Raw genomic sequence first — 15,945 nt, 5'->3', positions numbered from 1 at the left:
GCGCCGCTGACGCACGAACACATCTTCGTCTCTAGCCACATCCGGGCAGGGCGTGCGGCGGCGGACAAGACTCGCATGATCAAGCTCACGGTTGGAGTTGTCGGGTTGGCGGCTCAAGTTGAAAGTGGGCGTGCCGTCCGGGTCTATCTTGATGAGCGTTCCTTTGGCCAGTTGCCTCCAACCGAACAGAAGCGGAATATGAGGTTTGGTTGAAAGAGGAGAGTTGGATGCGATCCGAGTTTGAGACCATCGCCGTTGGCCGGTACGACGATCAAATCCTGCTTGTCACGCTCAATCGGCCGGACGTGTCCAATGCGCTGAATACGCGGATGGGCCTTGATCTCATGGAAGTGTTCGAAGCGCTCTCGATCGATCTGGAGGGCCTGCGCGCCGTGATCATCACGGGCAGCGGCGAAAAGGCGTTTTGCGCCGGCGGAGATCTCAAGGAGCGCAACGGGATGACCGACCAAAGCTGGCAGGCGCAACACGCGATCTTCGAGCGAATGGCGCGGGCGATCATGGGATGTCCGCTTCCCGTGCTCGCTGCCGTCAACGGCGCCGCCTATGGCGGCGGCTGCGAGATCGCCGCGGCTTGCGATTTCATCTACGCCGTCAGCCATGCGCGCTTTGCGTTGACGGAAGTGACGCTCGGAATCATGCCGGGAACGGGTGGCACGCAGAATCTGGCCCGGGCGGTCGGCGAGCGCAGGGCGAAGGAACTCATCCTTTCCGGCCTTCCCTTTACCGCCGTCGAGGCCGAAGCATGGGGATTGGTCAATCGCGTCGTCGCACCCGAGGATCTTCTGGAGACCACGCTCGGCATCGCCCGGCGGATTGCCGCCAACGGGCCGATCGCGGTGCGTCAGGCCAAGCAAGCCATCCATCGCGGCATGCAGATGTCGTTGTGGGACGGCCTGGCGTTCGAGATCGAGGCCTATAACCGTCTGGTTCCCACCGAAGACCGCCGCGAAGGCGTGCGGGCGTTCAACGAACGCCGCAAGCCGGTATTCCGGGGACGTTAAGCCGGGATGCGCGGCTGCTATTCGAAGCCGGTCGCAGGCCCTAGCATTACAGTTGCTTTTTTGATTTGAAGTGGGCGCGTTGAGCGGCAGCCTGGTGAGCTCTGCGCCAAAAAGACCATGCGATGATGTGTGCGGGTTGAATCCGCTTTCGCGCAAGTCTGATGGCAATGCGGCGGATTTCCTGGATTGACCAACGGATCAGTGGTGGGGTGGTTATGCTTTGGCTTTTGCCGGGGGGCGCCGTTTCGTTTTTTTGGGCGGTGGCGGATTGGCGCGATGTCGGATCGCGGCCATCATGGCGAAGGCGAGCATCACCAAGGACACATGACGGTGCCAGCCATGCCAGGATCTGCTCTCGTTGTGATCGAGCCCGAACTCGTTTTTCGCGGTTTCAAAGCCGTCCTCGATCGCCCATCGATGGCCTTCGACCGCGACCAGCGTTTCAAGGGCTGTTCCCGCTGGGCACCAGGTGGTGAAGAAGGCGAGGTCATCATCGGCGATGCGACGACGGATCAGTAGACCGCGTGTCCACAAACCGTCATTTGCACTGTTGAACTGCTCGGCCTCGAGATCGGCCAATTCGAGATAACACCAATCGTGCAGCCGCGGTCCTTTGGTTCCGGCTCCCGCCGACAGGCGCTTCCAGTCGGATGAGTGCCGCGTCCGGGCGAGGTCTGCAGCCGTACCGGCGACCGGCGGTCGCTTGCCCCAGGATCGAAACACATGAGCGCTGCTGACCCCAAGCACGTAGCCTTTGCCTGCCCGACGTAGCTGCTGTTCGATGTTGCCAACACCGTAGACGGTATCGCCGGCAACCCACCTGAATGGTACAGACGCGGCTATCGCGCGTGCGATCATTCTCGTCGCAAGCCTTGGTTTGGTCGCAAAGCCGACATCGGCAGGCACATATGCGGCTTCCAGACGATCCGGATCGTCGGTCCATTCCTTCGGGAGATACAACGCGCGATCGATGAACGCATGGCCATGACGCGAAACGTAGGCAGCGAAGACGCCGATCTGGCAGTTCGTGATCTTCCCTGCCGAACCAGTGTATTGCCGCGCCACTCCGCATGACGCTTTGCCCTGTTTGAGAAAACCGGTCTCGTCGATCACCAGCACCGCATCGTCATCCGCCAAATGCTCGATGACGTAGTCGCGCACGATATCGCGCAGGGCATCGGCGTCCCAGTCTCCACGACCCAGAATCGCCTGCTGCCGCCATGGGCCGGGATCGCCAGCCGCCTCCGCGCGCATCCAACCGGTCTTGCGCTGCTCATCTCCGAGCAGACCTTCCAGGAATAGACCTGCATTCGTCGCAACACGCTCTTGCGTGAACAACGGACGTATCCGTTGCTTGATCTCTCGAAGCGACGCCGCCCACAACGCAAGCGTCTCCTCAACCGACGCGGCCCGCGCCCACGACATTCGAATCATGGTTGCCCATGGATTCAGAAGCCCGCAAAAAAAGCAACTGTAATGCTAGCCCGCCCGCTTTCACCGGTTTGCGCAAGCCGAGCTTAGCGAACTTCTGCTCCGACAGCCGGTAGGCTTCGTCGTACACCTTGTTGCGCTCGACGAAATAGTTGAAATATCCCGCCGGCGTTTTCGGCTCGATTTCCACCAGTTCGACTTGCTTGAATTTTGCATGGGTGATGAAGCCGTCTGCGATCAAATCGTTGATGCGCCTGAGCGCGTCGACCTCGGCCTTGTAGCCGACCGAAAACCACATCTCGCACTGCCAATCCTGGACCTCGAACCAATTGCTCGGTGCCCTGCCGATCCAGGCATCCGCGAGCGGCGGCGCGACAAAGACGCGGTCGAAATTGTGCAGTTCCGAGACGATACAGGAGCGATGATAGGCGCCGTCCATCCTGCCGCCGGGCATGTTCTGAAACCCGTACAGCGACAGCCACAAGGCGGATTTGACGGCTTCCGCATCGATCGGCTGAATTTCGGTCTCCGCGGTTTCATGAGATACATAGCGCATGTCATGTTCGCGCGGATCCTGCTTCACCTCGGCGGCATGCCTGTTTTGGAAGGCCTTGTCCGGCGGCATCGCCGTTCTCGCGGCGTCATTGCCGTAGAGAACGCCGGTTCCCGTGGCCAGGTCGTAGCTGTTGAAAACAACGCCGGTCGCGCTTTCGTTGAATATATCGGCGACGGTTTGAAAGCACTTTTCGGGCCGGTCGGGCACATATTGCTGAGCGGGGAGGAAACGGTCGGCGAAGATTTCGATCGGGCTTTCCCTGAAATTCGGCAGCGAGGCGAACCTTGCAAACGCCTGCTGGTAGGCCGGTTTGAACACGCCGGGATAGCCGAACAACATGGTCTGGAGTTGGGCGACCGGACTGCCGTCCCGGCTGGGCGAAATCAGGCTTGCCCTTAGATCATCCGCGCCACGCAGCCAGTCCGCGAGCACGAGAATCTGTCCGCTGGTCGCGGTGACCAGTTCCGGCTGGATGCCCCACGCTTTGGCGGCGGCCAGGAATCCCGCGCCGTGGGCGTTGAACCCGCCGAGGCCGGCCAGGGCAAATGCCGTGCTCATCGAACCTCGCTGAGCCGTTAATGTCGGTCTCGATACTGTATGTCGCACCAACAAAGCAAAACAAGGCCGCAACTCGATCCGCTCCAGGTCGGATCGATGAAATTTCGGGCAAATCTCGCAAGACGCGATTCGCCCGCAGCATCCGCTCCCTGCGCAAAACGGATTTGTGAATTTACCCACACATATGCATAACAATTTTTAGTTGTATTGCTGAAAGACACCTAGCAAGATGACGGGCGCTGCGCCGGCGCACGGACATACATCGGCCTGTCGGCGCGGGCGGGCGGGGAGCGAAATGACACAACAGCCATTTACGGTCGCAGATTATCTCCTCACCCGATTGAAACAGCTTGACGTCACCGAGGTCTTTCAAATCCCGGGCGACTACGTCAAGCATTTCACCCAGGCGCTGGAGCATTTCCCCGGCGTCAATGCCATTGGCGCCATCAACGAACTCGATGCGGCCTACGCCGCCGATGCCTACGGGCGCACGCGCGGGCTGGGCGCCGTATCGTTGCAATATGGCGTCAGTACTTTCAGTGCGCTCAATGCGATTGCCGGGGCTTACGTTGAATTTAGCCCGGTGGTGGTGATCAGCGCGACGCCCGGCGCCGACGCAAGGCAGATCACCAGGATGTATGACGTGCTCTATCACCATTCCACCGGCAATTTGCCGGCCGACCAGGAGGTGTACCGGCAGGTCACCGTGGCGGCCGAGACGCTCAGCACGTCGGTCGGCGCGCCCGAGAAGATCGACAATCTGCTGATTGCCGCGATCACCTACAAGCGGCCGGTCTACATCGAATGTTACAAGGAAGTCTGGGGTGAGCCGTGTCTGAAACCGTCCGACGACGTGTTGCAGCCGCTCACGTTCAAGAGCGAACCGCTGGCGCTTGAAAATGCCGTCACCGCGGCCTGGGCGCAAATCACCGTCGCGAAACATCCGATGATTTTTGCCGGCGTCGAGGTGCTTCGTCACGGCCTGTCGGGTCTGCTGCAGCAAATCATCGATGCCAGCGGATTCCTCTACACCACCACCACGCTCGGCAAGACGGTGCTGGATGAAAAGGGCAACAAGTTCATCGGGACCTATTCCGACGCCGCCTCGATCCAGAGCGTGCGCGACCTCGTCGCGCAAGCCGATTGCTTCCTGACCTTGGGCACGATCATCACCGACGATTATCTGTGGTTCATCGAAAACAAATATGCCGACATGGTGTTGGCCACCACGGAACAGATACGGGTGGGCTATTTCACCTTCGAAGGCGTCACCATGAAGGATTTCATGGAAGCCTTGCTGGCGCGCTTCAAGAACGCCAAAGGCTATCCGCTTTCGACGATAGCGCCGCCCCAGCCTCCCTATCCTGAGCCGTGGGCTTCCAATTCGGATCCGCATTGGAACGACAAGCCCGAGACCATCACCTACAACCGCTTCTTCCAGCACTCGATGAAGTTCCTGCACGACAACAACATGCTGGATCAGATCGTGATGACCTATGGTGTCAGTTCGGCGCTGTATGTGGCGACCAACGCCTACGGCCTGTCGCAGGGTAGCTTCATCGGATCGGCGGCGTGGCAGTGCATCGGTTTCGAGACCGGAGCAGCGTCGGGCGCGCAGTTCGGCAGCGGCAAGCGGGCCTGGACCGTCGCCGGAGACGGCGGTTTCATGATGGTCTGCCAGTCGCTGTCGACGTTGGCCAGAAACAAGCTCAACGCCGTCATGTTCGTGATGAGCAACGCGGTCTATGCCATCGAGCAGGTCTATGTCGACATCACCGCCTTCGAGCCCGGTCCCGAACATAAGTTCGATACCTTCGATATCCTGCCCAAATGGGACTATCTGGCTTTGGCCAAGGCGTTCGGCGCCAGGGGCTATCGCGTGACGACCGTCAGCGAACTGAACGCAGTGCTGCAGGAACTCAAGAAACCGACCGACCTGCCTTCATTGGTCGAAGTCGTCATCCCCGAAAAGGACCTGCCCAGGCAGATGCTCCGGCTTGGCGTGGAATGAATCGGAGCGGAGTAGAAATCATGGCGAAAACCTATTCGATCTTCGGCGCCGGCGCGTCCGGGCTGTATACCGCGTGGCGATTGCTGGATGGCACGGCAGCCGGCGAGAAGGGCAAGGCGAAACAACTCGGCAAGGGCGACGTGCTCGAGCTCTACGACTGGGGCAAGTATGATTTCTCGAAGGAATATCCGGGAGGCCGCGCCGCCGGCGCGCGCGTCTGCACCTGGCATTACCGCGACGACGAGAAGAACGCCTATCTCGAATTGGGCGGAATGCGCTATTCGGACTGGAACGGGAACAACGACGGTGAGGCGGGCGGACACCGGGTGGTCACGACCGTGATCAAGCAGATGGGCCTCGACAAATATTCGGTGCCCTTCAACGAATCGACCAACCCGCTGTTCTACCTGCGCACCAAGAACATGTATCTCAACGCCATCACCTCGGCCAACCCCGCGCCGTATTACGTCGATCATTACGGCGCCGACGATTCGCCCGACAACGGCTTCAACACGGTGGAGAGTCTGGCCGGGACCCAGAAGACGCTGCCGCAGACCCGGGCTGCGTGGTGTGAGTTCTATCAGAACGGCCGCATCGCCGTGGACTTGCCGGAATCGTCGGTGTTCCAGCGCGGCGAACTATTCAAGGACATCGGCTACTGGAATCTGATGTTCGACCAGTTGGGCTCGGAAGGCTACGGCTATACGGCCGACGGCAACGGTTACACCTCTAACGTCATCAACTGGAATTCCGCCGTTGCGCTGCAGTCCAACAACGAATTTACCCCCGGCACCGAATACAAGACGCTCACGACGGGCTATTCCGGTATCTTCACCGCGTTGTTCGATGCGATCGTGAAACTGGCAAAGGAAAAGGGTATCAGTTTCGAATACCACCCCGATACGAGGCTGCATTCGATCCTGAAAATCGGCAATGCGACCCGTTATTCCATCGCCACCCGCAAGAGCCCGAACAAGAAATCGGCCACCAAAACCACGGACGCGGCGTGGCTGGCGATGCCGCGCTACGCCATCGATCTGGTGGCGCAGGCCACCCGCTACGAGGACCATGACGGACTCGACGTTCTCAATCACCAGAAAGTACAGCTCTATCTGGAGTCGGCGATCATGCAGCCTTCGTACAAGGTGGGCATGTTCTTCGATCACCAATGGTGGACCGATACGACGAATTCGGCGCTGCAATATCCGGCGCCGATCGAGAGCTACGAAGTCACGCTGGCCGTGCTTGATCAACTGGCCAAGGCAGGCTTTCCCGCCAACTATATCGCTGCGATGAAGAACAAGGATAACGCAATTCTCGAAACGCCGTACGCTTCAGTGCCCAGCTTCATCCAGGCCGTCGAACACGCCATCCAGGAGCGCCTCTCCGTGAAGCAGGAAGAGCAATTGCTCGCGGCGGCCGTTCGCAACACCATCGGGCCGAGCGTGACCGATACGCCGATTCGCCAGGTGGTCTATTTCGGCAACAACGCGCGCGATCAAGCCGTGGCGCCGGTCTATGGCCTGCTCGCCAGTTACGACGACGAGATGTACACCGATTTCTGGAAAGAGCTGGAGCTCGGGCCGGACACCAACCGGAAAATCCCGGTTTCGGAGGATACCCAGCCGCTGGAAGGCCCGCGCAAGGCGCCGCCCGTCATGGTGAAAATGCTGCGCCAGCAACTGGCGGCCATTCATTTCGGGCCGCAAGCGGATTTCAGCTTCGTGCCGGAACCGCTGGAAACGCGTTACATGGACTGGTCATTGCCGCCCTTCGGCGCCGGCTACCACGCCTATGCCGCGCACTACAATATTTGCGATGTGCAGCAGAAGATCCGCAAACCCTCGCAATTGATCGACGGTGCCGACGCCGACATCTTCATCGTCGGTGAAGCCTATTCGAACGATCAGGCCTGGGTGGAAGGCGCGTTCTGCACGGCCGAGTCGGTGCTGAACGATTTTTTCGGAATCGTCCCAATTATCGACAACAAGAATTATCCGTTCATCTGCCCGACGCGTTGAGAAGTGGCGCAAGTCTATTACGCCACGCAGGCGCGGGGCAGGGCAGCCGTGAAACCCGAAAGGCGAGAACCCGGCTGAATTTTCCGAAATTGCCGTTTCTTAAATTACGACTGATTCTCTCAAGAAAAACGGAGTGCGCGCTTGATACGCTGATACCCCATTTGGTTGGTTATCCCTGGTGTCCGAGCGCAGGGAACAGCCGGCTCGGCCATCCATTACTCCTCATCCAGGGAGCGGTGCGATGCGTGAGCTGGCCGCGATGGATCGGGCGCTCGATGAGTTGCTGGTGCAGCTCGGAGGGATCGTTTTGCGACTGTCCAGTCCGCAGCTGACGCTGCGACTGTCCAGTCCGCAGCTGACGAAAAGCGGCGAGGAGCGGCGCGCGCTCGCGCGATCGGTCAATCAATATTGCGTTTGCGCGGCGAGTTCGGACGATCCCCGCGTCCAACGGCTCAAGGTCGAACTCCAGGACGCGCTGAAGCCTCGATTGCAGCTGGTTGCCAGCAGATAATCGTCGACCGCCGATAAAATCGAGATCCCCGTACGCCGCCTCCAGCATCGAATCTTCGACGCAAGGCGATTGACTTGTCTTGTTACTTGTCCAGAGTTGACGGCGAAGGCAGGTCTGCTATCTTAGCGAGCGTTGTTGAAGAGTGACCTCTTTTAGTTGCCGGTGACGGCGAACAGCAAGTGCTGTTATTCGCCGAAATTCGTCGGCGGAACTCGTACCGTTGCAGGTCCGTTTGGTTGGGACGATACGAGTGTTCAGCAGGCAATTCACCGTTGGCGCTTTGGCGCTAGGCAATTTTATTGTCGGTCTCAGCATCCTTCTGCCGACGGGAATGTTGGCGGATCTGGCGTCCGGTCTCGGCGTCCCGGTCGGGACCGTGGGGCTGTTGATCAGCCTTGGCGCCGTCGTCGTTTGTCTGTCGCCACCCTTTGTGGCCTGGCTCACCAGCCGCTTCGACCGGCGCCTGCTGTTGAGTGCGATATTGCTGTGGCTTGCGCTCGGCCATTTCGCTTCCGCGTTCGCGCCCGGTTACGCAAGCCTGTTGGGGATTCGCCTGGCAATGCTCGCTTTCGCCGGCGCCTTTACGCCGCTCGCAGCCGGTACCGCGGCGCTGTTGGGCTCGGAAGACCAGCGCGCCTCGCTGATCGCGTCGGTCCTGCTTGGCTGGGCGCTTGCGATCGCCGTCGGATTGCCGTTGATTTCGGTGACGGCGCCGCTGATCGGCTGGCGAGAGACCTACGGCCTGATCGGCGCGCTCGCGGCAGCGGGCTTTCTTGCCCTTCTGCTCGCCGTGCCGAGCGGGCTCAAGGGCGCCCCGGTGATTTTTGCGACCTGGCGGGCGGTCTGCCGCAGCCGGCAATTGTTGCTGCTGTTGTTGATCACCTGCCTGCTGGCCGCCGGGCAACTCGTCGTCATCGCATTCGTCGGACCGTTGTTGACGCAATTCACCGGTGCGACACCGCACGGGATCGCGATCGTGTTCATGTTGTTCGGCGGGATGACGCTCGTTGGCAATGTCGCCGCCGCTCAGCTCGTCAAGGGATGGGGCGCGTTCAAGACGTCAGCCGTTTTCATGGTCTGCATCGTTGCCGGCGCCGCATTATGGGCCGCCGGTACCGGTCTCTATCCCCTGATGGCCGCAGGCGCCGCGATCTGGGGTCTCGGCTTTGCCGCGGCGAGCGCGATGCAGCAAGTAAGGCTGATTGCGACGGCGCCCAGGCTCTCGACCGCGTCGGTCGCCATCAACAACACGGCGCTGTATCTCGGCCAGGCTATCGGCTCCGGAATAGGCAGCGTGCTGTTTACCCGGGGAAAATCCGATATCATGGGCTTCGTTGCACTCGCCCTGGTCGCTTCGGCTTTCGGCGTGCTGTGGTTGACGCGGTTCGCGCCGGAGGAGTGCGGAGAAGGTTTTGTCGAGGCGTCACCGCAGTTCGATTGACGTCCTCGCCACCGGTCTCTTCAGACCACCGGCACGCGCCTGCCAGCAACCGCTGCCGGAGAAATCACCTCGATATCCAGCGGTACACGCCACCGCTCGGTCAACTGCACGCGCGGCGCTTCGTTGCCGGCGTTGGCGCCTTCGATGGCAAAACCTTCGAACCCGTTGGTCATGACCTCGTTGCACTTTTGAACATAGACCGGGAAGCCGCCGATATAAGGCATGAAGACGCGCGGTCGCCCCGGGATGTTGGCGCCGACATACCAGGAACTGCAGGTCGACCGCAGCGAGACTTTTGACACTTCGTTGACATGCTCAACCCATTCATCCTCAAAGTCGGGCAGCGGTTCGATGGTCGCAGCCCCTATGTCGCGCACATGCGCCATGAAATCGGCCATCCAGTCGACGTGCTGTTCGATCGCCTGGATCATGCTCGCCAGCACCGACGGACTGCCGGGTCCGGTGATCGTGAACAGATTGGGAAAGCCCGCGGTCGCCACGCCGAGATAGGCGCGGGGGCCGGCGCGCCACTTCTCGGCCAGGGTTACGCCATTGCGGCCGGTAATCCGGATCTTGTCGAACGAGCCCGTCATCGCCGCAAAGCCGGTGGCGCAGATGATGGTGTCCAGCGGGTATCCGACGCCGTTCACTTCGATGCCATCGGCCATGAAGCGCTCGATCGGCGTCTTCGACACATCGACCAGTTTTACATGCGGCAGATTATACGTCTCGAAATAGCCGGTATCGACGCACAGCCGTTTGCAGCCGAACACGTTGTCCGGACACAGCAGCTCCGCCGTCGCCGGATCCTTGACGATGCTCCGGATCTTGCGGCGCGCGAACTCGGCGATGGTGTCGTTGGCGGCTTTCTCGAACAACAGGTCGCCATAGGCGCCGAGAAACGGCAGGCCGCCGCGTTCCCACGCTTCCTGATATTGCCGTTCGCGCTCCTCTTCCGTCGCCTCCGAGGCGGGCTTCATGTTGAAGGGGAAATAGAAGCCGGTCGGCCGCGCCCGGGCCTTGGCGCGAAGCGCCGGGTAGTCGGCCTTGATGCTGCTGCGATATTCCGGGGTCAGCTTTTCGTTCCATGCCGGGACGGAGTAAGTGGCCGTGCGCTGGAATACCGTTAGCGCGCAGGCCTGCTGCGCGATGATCGGGATCGACTGGATCGCCGAGGACCCGGTGCCGATGATGCCGACGCGCAGCCCGGTAAAGTCGACGCCCTCGTGCGGCCATTCGCCGGTGTGATAGACCGGGCCGCTGAAATCCTGGCGCCCCCTGAACGGCGGATGGTTGGCCGCCGACAGACAGCCGACCGCCATGATGCAGAATTTGGCGGAGACCTGATCGCCGTGGTCGGTCTCGATGCGCCAGCATTTTGCGGCTTCGTCGAAACTTGCCGCCATGACGCGGGTGTCGAACCAGATGTGCCGGCGAAGATCGAAACGGTCGGCGACATGGTTGGCATAGGCCAAAATCTCGGGCTGAGGCGCGTATTTTTCCGACCAGTCCCACTGCTGATCGAGATCCTCCGAGAATGAAAAGGAATATTGCATGCTCTCGACGTCGCAGCGGGCGCCCGGATAGCGGTTCCAGTACCAGGTGCCGCCGACGCTGCCGCCGGCTTCATAAACCCGCGCCGTAAAACCCAGGCCGCGAAGGCGGTGCAGCATGTACAGGCCGGCGAAACCCGCGCCGACGACGACCGCATCGAAAACCGCGTCGACTTCCGGGCGACGTTCAGGCTCATTCAGGGGGCTGGGAGCCATGGAAAATTTCCTGCCAGAGATTGTTTTTTGGTGCGCTGACGCGGTGGTCGCGGCAATCAGGCGCGTTACATCAGCCCAAAGCGCGCCGGCGGTCAATCGCGTCACGATGCCGGCGGGCCGGCGATGGTTCCATGGTGGCGGCGGTCGGCCGAACCGCAAGCCGCACGCCCCGATCCCTGCACTCTGTTGTCGCAAGGCGCCGGTTGCCGCGCGTAACGCTTTTCTTGTCGCGAAAATTGGCGTACAAGCATGAGCGTCAATTTATTTTCTTGGCAACTTTAAGTTAAGAGTCATTTTGCGCTTTCGCACGCTTCGAATTTTTGCAGGGGAATGGATATGGCAACCACGCCCAATTTGCCGACGCCCGATTTTACCTACGACCCCACTTTGCCCGGCGCATGCATCGCTGGTGTGAGGCCCTACCGCAACGGCTCCTATCGGCTGGAAGCCGAGACCATCGGGAGCAAGTTCATCGTCCATAATTACGGGCATGGCGGCGCCGGCATCACCTTGAGCTGGGGCTGCGCGGGCAAGGTGCACGACATCGTCAAGGACTTCCTGGTCGGCACGCAGGATACCAAAGTGGCGGTGCTGGGCGCAGGCGTGATGGGCCTGACCGCGGCCACCCGCATGCTCGATCTGGGATTGGCGGTCACGATCTATTCGGATCGCAAGCCGCTCGAGACCACATCCTCGAAAGCGGGCGGCCAGTGGGCCGTGTCGGTCGTAGAATATACCGGCAAGCAGCGCGAGCTGACCGATATCATCAAGACTGCCTATACGACCTTCAAGGCGAGCATCGGTCAGGGGTTTGGCGTCTCCGAACGGCCCAATTACACGGCCACGCCGTCGCACAATCTGGATATCGTGATCCAGCTGGCGCCGGGCCTCATTCCGCCACGGAAGTCGCTGGCGCGACTGCCGTTCGAGGGCCATACCCAGCCCGGCTTCGTCTACCAGACCCTGCTGATCGAGCCGCCCATCTTTCTCGCCAGGTTAGAGGCGGACTTAAGGGCGCGCGGTGCCGTTTTCGTGAACAGGAAATTTACCGGCAAGTCCGACATCCTGGCGTCGGTGACGGAGAACATCCTGATCAATTGCACCGGCCTCGGCTCGATGACGCTGTTCAGCGACACGAAAATGCAGCCGATCAAGGGACAATTGGCGTTGCTGCGGCCGCAGCCCGCGTTGCAATATCTCTATGGCCAGAACGGATACATGTTTCCCCGCGCGGATCACCTCGTGATCGGCGGGACTTTCGAGGTCGGCGTCAACAATGAGACGCCTGATCCCACGGTGTGCCAGGGTCTCGTCGATCACATCGCATCGCAATTCGGCAAGGCGTCGGTCAAGCCGCTGCCCGATATCCATATTCACCATCCGGACCATGCCCCGATCGTCAATCCGGCCATCCCGGTGGCCTGAGATTTCAAGACGGATGATTTTCATCGATTGTCGGGGGCAGAGGCGTGGCTTTCACCGTTGCCGATTACATTTTGAAACGGCTCAGCGAACAACACGTCGACCGGTTGTTCGGCGTGCCGGCCGCCTATTGCGCGCCGTTATTCGATGCCGCGCCCAACCACGGCATCAAATCCGTCGTCGCGGCGAGCGATCTCGAAGCCGGCTACGCCGCCGACGGCTATGCGCGCACCAAGGGGCTTGGCGCGGTGTCGGTTGCCTACGGTGTCGGCACGCTGAGCATGATCAATGCGATCGCCGGCGCCTATGTCGAACGCAGCCCCGTCGTCGTGATCAATGGCGGGCCGACGGCGATGAATATCGCCAATCTGCACCAGTACGACATCGTGTTCTCCCACTCGCTCGGTCAGGATGCGACCGATCTTGCCGCCTACAAACTGGTCACCGCAAAGGCTGCGCGCGCGGGCAAGGCCAGCGAGGTGCCCGCCATCGTCGACGACGCGATCTCGACCGCGATCAGGAGCAAGCGGCCGGTCTATATCGAGATCGACATGAGCATCTGGGATGCGGCCTGTCCGATGCCGGGCGGACCGCTGTCCGTCACCACGCGACCTGCCGGCACCGAACACGCGCTTGCCACCACCATTGTCGCGCTGATCCGCGCCGCGCAATCGCCGCTGATCCTGGTCGGGACTGAAATTCAGCGCTACGGCTTTGCCGATGCGGTGGCCGGCCTGATCGCCAAACTGGGCGTGCGATGGGCGACCGCCCTGCAGTCCAAAGCCACGCTCGCGGAGCAGGGCGACGGATGGGTCGGCGTCTATGACCCGCCGCATTCGCATGCCGATGTGAAGAACGCGGTCGAGCAATCCGATCTGCTGCTGACGCTGGGATGCGTCTTTCCCAACACCTTTGCCAATTTGGTACAAAACTCGTTTGGCCGTATGGTCCAGGTTTATGACGGCAAGGTGAGGATCAAGGCCGGCGCCAAGCAGAATGCGGAGCTTGCTACGCTGGTTGCCGCGCTTGTTACGGAGGCCGCGAAAAAGCCGCCCGCGCCGGCGCCGATCGGGGCATTGCCCGTGCCTCCGGGGCCGGCCGCGGGTGCGCTGACCTACAGCCAGGTGTTCGAGCGCATTGCCGCCACGCTGGATGATTCCTGGATCGTCATCCCCGATACGTTCCTTGGCGTCTATTCGGCGGCCAACCTCCCGGTGATGGGCCGCGATGGTTTTCTGTGCAGCGCGGTGTGGGCCTCGATCGGGTACTCGGTCGCCGCCGCCGTCGGCGCATCGCTCGGCTCCAATCGCCGCCCGCTGGCGATCTGCGGTGACGGCGGCTTCCACATGACAGCGCAAACCCTGTCGACCATGGTGCGGCATGGCTGCGACCCCGTCATCGTCGTGATAGCCAACGGCATCTATGGTTACGAACAGTTTCTGGTCGATCCATCGTTCTTCAACAATGCGGCGAACCAGCCGCGTTCCTACGCCGTCCTCAATCAATGGGATTTCGTCAAATTCGCGGGCGCGCTCGGCGTGCCGTTCGCGCAAGCCGTCGATACCGCCGCCGCGCTCGATGCCGCGCTGGCCGCGGCAAAGGCCTTCAACGGACCGGCGCTGATCGCAGCCGCGGTCGATCCGCACGGTCTGCCGGCGGAGCTGCCGTAATATTGCTGATTGCCGTTTCAACGTCGATCAGATCGCAGGAGGGAATGCCATGGAACACCCGCTTCGCGTCGATGAATTCGATGCCTCCGAAATGCCGTCATCCGTCGGCGTCGAGCCGGCCGCAGTCGCTCCGCCACCGCCCGCTGCCGCCAGCGCGCCGCTGCCGCCGCTGCCGAACCTTCCCGCAACCGACGTGCTGTTCCTGAAGCCGTCGGATGCGCACTATGCCGACTATCTGCCGGCCGCCAACAGGCGCACGCAGCTCAGCCCGTCGCTCCGCGCGGTGTGCAAGACCGAACACGCCGTCGCCGTCATGGTCGACTGGGTCCGTATCAACAATCTGAAATTTGCGGTCCGCTGCGGCGGCCATTCCTACGAAGGCTTTTCGCAATCGGTCGATGTCGTGATCGATGTCCGCGGCCTGAGCACGATTTCGGTCGACAAGACCGTGGGTCTCGTTACCGCGGGCTCGGGCGTTTCGCTGTATCACCTCTATCAGGCGCTGGCCGCGCAGGGGCTGGCGCTGCAGGCCGGAAGTTGTCCGACCGTCGGCATCTCCGGTCACCTGACGGGCGGCGGCCATGGGTTGCTGGCGCGGTCGCACGGCCTGACCTGCGACAGCCTTCAGCAAGTCACCGTCATCGACAGCCAGGCCCGGACCTTGCAGGCGAGCGCCGCGTCCGAGCCCGATCTCTACTGGGCCTGCCGCGGGGGCGGCGGCGGCAGTTTTGGTGTGGCCACGCAATTTGTGATCCGGGCCTTTCCGCTGCAGACGGCGCTGGTGTTCGGCGTCTCCTGGACCCTGTCGCAAGCCCATGCCGCGTGGATGTTCGCGGCCTGGCAGGCCTGGGCGCCGAACGCGCCGAGCACGATCACGTCGATCATGAAGGTGGGCCCCGCAGGAAATGGCTTGATCACCATGCGTTGCATCGGCCAGTCGGTCGGCACCGAGACCGAGCTGCGCCATCAGCTGCAGACGCTCACGACACTGGCGACGGCGTCAAGACCGTTGTCGGTGCAGTCGCTGAGCTTCCTCAATGCGGTGCTGCATTTCGCCGGGCCGCTCGACTATGAGTCGGTCTACATGAAAGCCAAGTCCGATTACGTCCTGACCCCGCTCGACACGGCCGGCATCAGCGACATGATGGCGGCCGTAGCACCCATTCCTGTCGGCGGCGTGGTCCTGTTGTGCGATTCCTATGGCGGCAAGATTGCGGATGTCGCGGCCGACGCCACCGCGTTTCCGCGCCGGGCCGGCACGCAATATTGCATCCAGTATTACTCGAGCTGGACCCGCGCGGCCGATACGCCCGTGCATGTTGCGCAAGTCGCAAAGGTCTACGCCGCGATGCGGCCCCATCTGCCGGGCGCGTCCTATGTCAACTATTGCGATCTCGACCTGCCCGACTATACGACCGCCTATTGGGGCCCCAATCTCGGCCGCCTCGTCGCCGTGAAGCAGGAATACGACCCCGACAATCTGTTCCACCACGCCCAGAGCGTGCCGGTCAGCCTGCCGGCGGTTTGAGCTTC

Annotated in this window: 11 protein-coding genes; 8 read left to right on the top strand and 3 right to left on the bottom strand. The window is 61.5% G+C overall.

Translation table 11 applies throughout. From position 1 onward, the window contains the following. The first annotated feature begins 227 nt into the window (after positions 1-227). Positions 228-1,022, top strand: a complete 795-nt coding sequence (locus tag NL528_RS43280) for an enoyl-CoA hydratase-related protein (protein WP_309180444.1) — start codon at positions 228-230, stop codon at positions 1,020-1,022. A 213-nt stretch (positions 1,023-1,235) separates the two neighbouring features. Here NL528_RS43280 and NL528_RS43275 read toward each other — a convergent pair whose 3' ends face one another. After that, positions 1,236-2,456, bottom strand: a complete 1,221-nt coding sequence (locus tag NL528_RS43275) for an IS701 family transposase (protein WP_309176641.1) — start codon at positions 2,454-2,456, stop codon at positions 1,236-1,238. After that, positions 2,419-3,567 carry a hypothetical protein gene (locus NL528_RS43270; protein ID WP_309180443.1) on the bottom strand — a complete coding sequence of 383 codons (1,149 nt, stop codon included), beginning with the start codon at positions 3,565-3,567 and terminating at the stop codon, positions 2,419-2,421. Before NL528_RS43270 ends, NL528_RS43275 begins: the two co-directional genes overlap by 38 nt. A 295-nt stretch (positions 3,568-3,862) precedes the next feature. Between NL528_RS43270 and NL528_RS43265 the strand changes: the two genes are divergently transcribed. The 4 genes from NL528_RS43265 to NL528_RS43250 all read left to right on the top strand — a co-directional run bounded on the left by NL528_RS43265 (position 3,863) and on the right by NL528_RS43250 (position 9,551). Next, on the top strand, positions 3,863-5,578 hold the full coding sequence (locus tag NL528_RS43265) for a thiamine pyrophosphate-dependent enzyme (RefSeq protein WP_309180442.1): 1,716 nt from the start codon (positions 3,863-3,865) through the stop codon (positions 5,576-5,578). Between the two features lie 20 nt (positions 5,579-5,598). Further along, entirely contained in the window at positions 5,599-7,599 is a 2,001-nt protein-coding gene (locus NL528_RS43260; RefSeq protein ID WP_309180441.1) for a hypothetical protein, read from the top strand. Between the two features lie 241 nt (positions 7,600-7,840). Continuing rightward, on the top strand, positions 7,841-8,110 hold the full coding sequence (locus tag NL528_RS43255; RefSeq protein ID WP_309180440.1) for a hypothetical protein: 270 nt from the start codon (positions 7,841-7,843) through the stop codon (positions 8,108-8,110). Positions 8,111-8,360: 250 nt separating this feature from the next. Continuing rightward, positions 8,361-9,551 (top strand): MFS transporter, encoded by a 1,191-nt coding sequence (locus tag NL528_RS43250; RefSeq protein ID WP_309180439.1) that lies wholly within the window; start codon positions 8,361-8,363, stop codon positions 9,549-9,551. Between the two features lie 20 nt (positions 9,552-9,571). Here the strand turns inward: NL528_RS43250 and NL528_RS43245 are convergent, their stop codons facing one another. Next, positions 9,572-11,320 carry an NAD(P)/FAD-dependent oxidoreductase gene (locus NL528_RS43245; protein ID WP_309180438.1) on the bottom strand — a complete coding sequence of 583 codons (1,749 nt, stop codon included), beginning with the start codon at positions 11,318-11,320 and terminating at the stop codon, positions 9,572-9,574. Between the two features lie 336 nt (positions 11,321-11,656). Here NL528_RS43245 and NL528_RS43240 point away from each other — a divergent pair, with 336 nt between their 5' ends. The 3 genes from NL528_RS43240 to NL528_RS43230 are packed head-to-tail and all read left to right on the top strand — an operon-like array spanning position 11,657 to position 15,940. After that, entirely contained in the window at positions 11,657-12,745 is a 1,089-nt protein-coding gene (locus NL528_RS43240; RefSeq protein ID WP_309180437.1) for an FAD-dependent oxidoreductase, read from the top strand. Between the two features lie 44 nt (positions 12,746-12,789). Then, on the top strand, positions 12,790-14,412 hold the full coding sequence (locus NL528_RS43235) for a thiamine pyrophosphate-dependent enzyme (protein WP_309180436.1): 1,623 nt from the start codon (positions 12,790-12,792) through the stop codon (positions 14,410-14,412). Between the two features lie 49 nt (positions 14,413-14,461). Further along, the gene (locus tag NL528_RS43230) at positions 14,462-15,940 is read left to right on the top strand and encodes an FAD-binding oxidoreductase (RefSeq protein WP_309180435.1); all 1,479 of its coding nucleotides are present in this window, start codon (positions 14,462-14,464) and stop codon (positions 15,938-15,940) included. The last annotated feature ends 5 nt before the right edge of the window (positions 15,941-15,945 follow it).

This window comes from Bradyrhizobium sp. Ash2021, assembly GCF_031202265.1.
Classification (GTDB): Bacteria; Pseudomonadota; Alphaproteobacteria; order Rhizobiales; family Xanthobacteraceae; genus Bradyrhizobium.
This window is presented reverse-complemented; position numbering and strand designations above follow the sequence as displayed.

Excerpts from the sequence above, each read along its gene's own strand:
- NL528_RS43280 (WP_309180444.1), top strand. The coding sequence starts at position 228 with ATGCGATCCGAGTTTGAGACCATCGCCGTTGGCCGGTACGACGATCAA.
- NL528_RS43275 (WP_309176641.1), bottom strand. The coding sequence starts at position 2,456 with ATGATTCGAATGTCGTGGGCGCGGGCCGCGTCGGTTGAGGAGACGCTT.
- NL528_RS43270 (WP_309180443.1), bottom strand. The coding sequence starts at position 3,567 with ATGAGCACGGCATTTGCCCTGGCCGGCCTCGGCGGGTTCAACGCCCAC.
- NL528_RS43265 (WP_309180442.1), top strand. The coding sequence starts at position 3,863 with ATGACACAACAGCCATTTACGGTCGCAGATTATCTCCTCACCCGATTG.
- NL528_RS43260 (WP_309180441.1), top strand. The coding sequence starts at position 5,599 with ATGGCGAAAACCTATTCGATCTTCGGCGCCGGCGCGTCCGGGCTGTAT.
- NL528_RS43255 (WP_309180440.1), top strand. The coding sequence starts at position 7,841 with ATGCGTGAGCTGGCCGCGATGGATCGGGCGCTCGATGAGTTGCTGGTG.
- NL528_RS43245 (WP_309180438.1), bottom strand. The coding sequence starts at position 11,320 with ATGGCTCCCAGCCCCCTGAATGAGCCTGAACGTCGCCCGGAAGTCGAC.
- NL528_RS43240 (WP_309180437.1), top strand. The coding sequence starts at position 11,657 with ATGGCAACCACGCCCAATTTGCCGACGCCCGATTTTACCTACGACCCC.
- NL528_RS43230 (WP_309180435.1), top strand. The coding sequence starts at position 14,462 with ATGGAACACCCGCTTCGCGTCGATGAATTCGATGCCTCCGAAATGCCG.